This window comes from Mesorhizobium sp. M7A.F.Ca.CA.004.12.1.1, assembly GCF_003997835.1.
GTDB lineage: Bacteria > Pseudomonadota > Alphaproteobacteria > Rhizobiales > Rhizobiaceae > Mesorhizobium.
On record NZ_RZRK01000596.1, the window covers coordinates 1 to 3,825 of the forward strand.

4 protein-coding genes and 1 tRNA gene are annotated in these 3,825 nt (G+C 60.3%); 4 read left to right on the top strand and 1 reads right to left on the bottom strand.

The features are described from left to right. From EN984_RS25790 to EN984_RS25800, 3 genes are all read left to right on the top strand, one after another. On the top strand, positions 1-801 hold an 801-nt coding region (locus EN984_RS25790; RefSeq protein ID WP_164765647.1), incomplete at its 5' end, for an ABC transporter substrate-binding protein. Positions 802-898: 97 nt separating this feature from the next. Continuing rightward, a complete protein-coding gene (gene glpK, locus EN984_RS25795) occupies positions 899-2,392 on the top strand; it encodes a glycerol kinase GlpK (protein ID WP_127269598.1) in 1,494 nt (497 codons plus the stop codon). Positions 2,393-2,418: 26 nt separating this feature from the next. After that, positions 2,419-2,892, top strand: a complete 474-nt coding sequence (locus EN984_RS25800; RefSeq protein ID WP_127269599.1) for a DUF6882 domain-containing protein — start codon at positions 2,419-2,421, stop codon at positions 2,890-2,892. Between the two features lie 88 nt (positions 2,893-2,980). Here EN984_RS25800 and EN984_RS25805 read toward each other — a convergent pair whose 3' ends face one another. Further along, positions 2,981-3,466, bottom strand: coding sequence for a BA14K family protein (locus tag EN984_RS25805; protein WP_127272309.1), 486 nt, complete (start codon positions 3,464-3,466; stop codon positions 2,981-2,983). A gap of 259 nt (positions 3,467-3,725) precedes the next feature. On the opposite strand from EN984_RS25805, the gene EN984_RS25810 reads away from it, so the two are divergent. Beyond that, positions 3,726-3,801 (top strand) — tRNA-Lys (locus EN984_RS25810). The last annotated feature ends 24 nt before the right edge of the window (positions 3,802-3,825 follow it).

Here is a 3,825-nt window from a genome sequence, read left to right on the forward strand (position 1 = left end):
ATCCAGAAGTACCTGGATTGGCTGAAGGCCTATGCGCCGCCGGAAGCCCAGGGCATGACGTTCGGCGAATCCGGCCCCGTCCCGTCGCAAGGCACGGTCGCGCAGCAGATGTTCACTTACACCGCCTTCACCGCCTCCTTCGTCAAGGACGGGCTGCCGGTCGTGAACGCGGACGGCACGCCGAAATGGCGCTTTGCTCCGTCGCCGCACGGCGTCTACTGGAAGGACGGCATGAAGCTCGGCTATCAGGACGTGGGTTCATGGACGCTTCTCAAGTCCACGCCTGATGATCGCGCCAAGGCCGCCTGGCTCTATGCGCAGTTCGTGGTGTCGAAGACGGTCGACGTGAAGAAGAGCCATGTCGGCCTGACGCTCATCCGCGAGTCGACGATCCAGGACAAGAGCTTCACGGAACGCGCTCCGAAGCTCGGCGGCCTGATCGAGTTCTACCGCTCGCCGGCCCGTGTTCAGTGGTCGCCGACCGGAACGAACGTTCCGGACTATCCGAAGCTGGCACAGCTCTGGTGGCAGGCGATCGGCGATGCGTCGTCGGGCGCCAAGACGGCGCAGGAGGCGATGGACTCGCTTTGCTCTGAGCAGGAAAAGGTCATGGAACGCCTGGAAAAGGCTGGCATCCAGGGCGACATCGGTCCGAAGATGGCCGAAGAGCATGACCTCGCCTACTGGAACGCCGACGCGGTCAAGAAGGGCAATCTCGCTCCTCAGCTGAAGATCGAGAACGAGAAGGAAAAGCCGATCACCATCAATTACGACGAACTGGTGAAGAGCTGGCAAAAGTAAGATTGTTCTAAGCGGGCGTCTGCGCCCGTGTGACATTGGGGGAGGCGGCATCTTGCCGTCTCCCCTGTTTGTGTAAAAGACTAAGCGGGGAGGCATAATGACCGGATATATCCTTGCCATCGACCAGGGCACGACTTCGACCCGGGCGATCCTGTTCGACGGCGAGATGAAGGTCGCCGGCAGTGGGCAAAACGAATTCGCCCAGCACTATCCGGCCTCCGGCTGGGTCGAGCACGATCCGGAAGATATCTGGGCGAGTGTGGTGTCGACCGTGAAGGCGGCGCTGAAGAAGGCCGGCCGGAATGCTTCCGACGTGGCGGCGCTCGGTATCACCAATCAGCGCGAAACAGTCGTCATCTGGGATAAGGCGACCGGCAAGCCGATCCACAATGCCATTGTCTGGCAGGACCGGCGCACCGCGCCGCTGTGCCAGAAACTCAAGAAGCAGGGCTTGGAGAAAAAGTTCACCCGCAAGACCGGCCTGCTGCTCGATCCCTATTTTTCCGGCACCAAGATCGCCTGGATGCTGGACAAGGTGAAAGGCGCGAGAAAACGCGCCGAGAAGGGCGAATTGCTCGCCGGCACCATCGACAGCTTTTTGATCTGGCGGCTGACCGGCGGCAAGGTCCACGCCACGGACGCCACCAACGCCTCGCGCACGCTGGTCTACAATATCGCTGAGAATGCCTGGGACGACGAGCTGCTGTCGATCCTCAACATCCCAATAGAAATACTTCCCGAGGTGAAAGACTGCGCCGATGACTATGGAATCACGGAGAAAAATCTCTTTGGCGCCGAGATAAGAATCCTCGGTGTCGCCGGCGACCAGCATGCGGCAACCATCGGCCAGGCCTGTTTCGAGCCGGGCATGATGAAATCCACCTACGGCACCGGCTGCTTTGCCCTGCTCAACACCGGGAGCGATCTTGTGCGTTCGAAGAACCGGCTCTTGACCACCATTGCCTACAGGCTGAACGGCAAGACGACCTACGCGCTGGAAGGCTCGATCTTTATTGCCGGTGCTGCGGTGCAATGGCTGCGCGATGGCATCAAGGTGATCGGCAAGGCCGAGCAGAGCGGCAAATTGGCTGATGAAGCCGATCCGACCCAAAACGTCTACCTGGTGCCGGCCTTCGTCGGGCTCGGCGCGCCGCATTGGGACGCCGAGGCACGCGGCGCCATTTTCGGACTGACGCGCAATTCTGGCCCGGCCGAGTTTGCCCGTGCCGCGCTCGAATCCGTTGCCTACCAGACGCGCGACCTGCTCGACGCCATGCGCAAGGACTGGAAGGGGGCTTCGGCCAAGACCGTGCTGCGGGTCGATGGCGGCATGGTGGCGTCGGACTGGACCATGCAGCGTCTGGCCGACATCCTCGATGCACCGGTCGACCGCCCGACCATTCTGGAGACGACGGCGTTGGGGGCGGCCTGGCTGGCCGGCTCGAAGGCGGGCGTGTGGCCGGATGCTAAGAAGTTTGCGAAAAGCTGGGCGCTGGAGCGGCGCTTCCAGCCGGACATGGATAGCTCCATACGCTCAGCCAAACTCGCGGGTTGGCGCGATGCTGTGCGACGGACGCTGAGTGTGCCATAACCGATTGTCTAATGGGGCGAGGGGAAATGAAGCCAGATTGGTATCCTGCTTGGCGCGACGAGGCTATCGAACAACTAAATGCCAAGAATGACCGCTTGGAGAGAGACTTCCAGCTCGGCCACTCGTCTCGCTACGACTATGACATCGAGACCAGAAGGCTTTTGTTTTCCAAGGGCGGAGAAATCAAAGTCACCGCAGAGGTCCAGATTGCCGGGTCCACGAGCGCTAAGTCGCAGAGTTGGCTCTGGGCCTGGGCAAATTCAAATTGGCCCGATGACGTTATGATCGACGCAAAGCGGGTTCGATCCTTCGGCGAGACAAATAGCATCGACGAACTGACCCAGTCTTACGTGACGGATGTCGATGACGACCTGGAAGTGCTTGGTTGGGAACTGAGCGCCGCGGCGGTTCGAATTTGCGACGCCCTTGGAGCATATCGCTCACCTTCGGAAGGCGATGCACGTTTTTACATCATCAAGGCCATCAGTTGGGCTGGCTGATGCCGGCTCCCATGCTTACTGAAAAGAGAAGACCCGCGACAGATTCTGGCACGGGTCTACTCGTCAGCTATTGGCACTCATTCACGAATCAGTAAGGCGAACGGCACTCCTTGCGAGGGCCGTAATTCGGCTGGAACGTGTTGTCCGAAGCACGGTAGCTGCGATAGCGGTCGTAGCACCACTGGACGTGGGCGTTGCCTCCGTAGACGCGGTTGTTCTCGTTGTTGATGATGGCACCGGTGATCAGCGCGCCAGTCGCGAACGCCGCGAGCGGGAACCAATAATCGCCGTGACGACGGTAGCCGGGGCGATATTCGCGATAGCCGCGATGGCCGTTCCAATACGCGCCGCGATTGCGGGAAAAATTGCGGTCACGCGAAAAACTGCGGTCACGCGAAAAATTGCGATTGTAGCGGTCCTTGCGCCACTCCCGGTACTGGACTGTCTGCACATCCGGCACCGCGACCTGGGATTGCGGCACATAGTTCGATTGGGCGTTAACCGACACGGCCTCCGCCGCAACGAATGTGGCGGAGAGAGTGGCCGCCAGAAGGCTCGTTGTGATTCTGTTCATTGGTTTTCTCCTCGATGGTTTTGGCGGACGTCCCTGTGCCGGGAAAACGAGCGGCGCATACAATTGTTCCCCAGACTGGATGCCGCTGTCGGGCAGAAATGCCAGTGTTCCCTTGGCTGTTCTCCCACCGGTGGCGCGGCTGGCAAGTGTCGCGACAGGCCGAAGCCACCCGTGTTTGCGAGCTCTCTTTTTCCGGTTGACCGGTCGAGGCACTCTCCCTATGTTCCGCGCAATTTCGAGGGCCGCCTTTCGCCCGCGGGAGCGCGTAGCTCAGCCGGTAGAGCAACTGACTTTTAATCAGTAGGTCATGGGTTCGAATCCCATCGCGCTCACCAAATCCACCCGATGAACTGTCACCC

Excerpts from the sequence above, each read along its gene's own strand:
- glpK (WP_127269598.1), top strand. The coding sequence starts at position 899 with ATGACCGGATATATCCTTGCCATCGACCAGGGCACGACTTCGACCCGG.
- EN984_RS25800 (WP_127269599.1), top strand. The coding sequence starts at position 2,419 with ATGAAGCCAGATTGGTATCCTGCTTGGCGCGACGAGGCTATCGAACAA.
- EN984_RS25805 (WP_127272309.1), bottom strand. The coding sequence starts at position 3,466 with ATGAACAGAATCACAACGAGCCTTCTGGCGGCCACTCTCTCCGCCACA.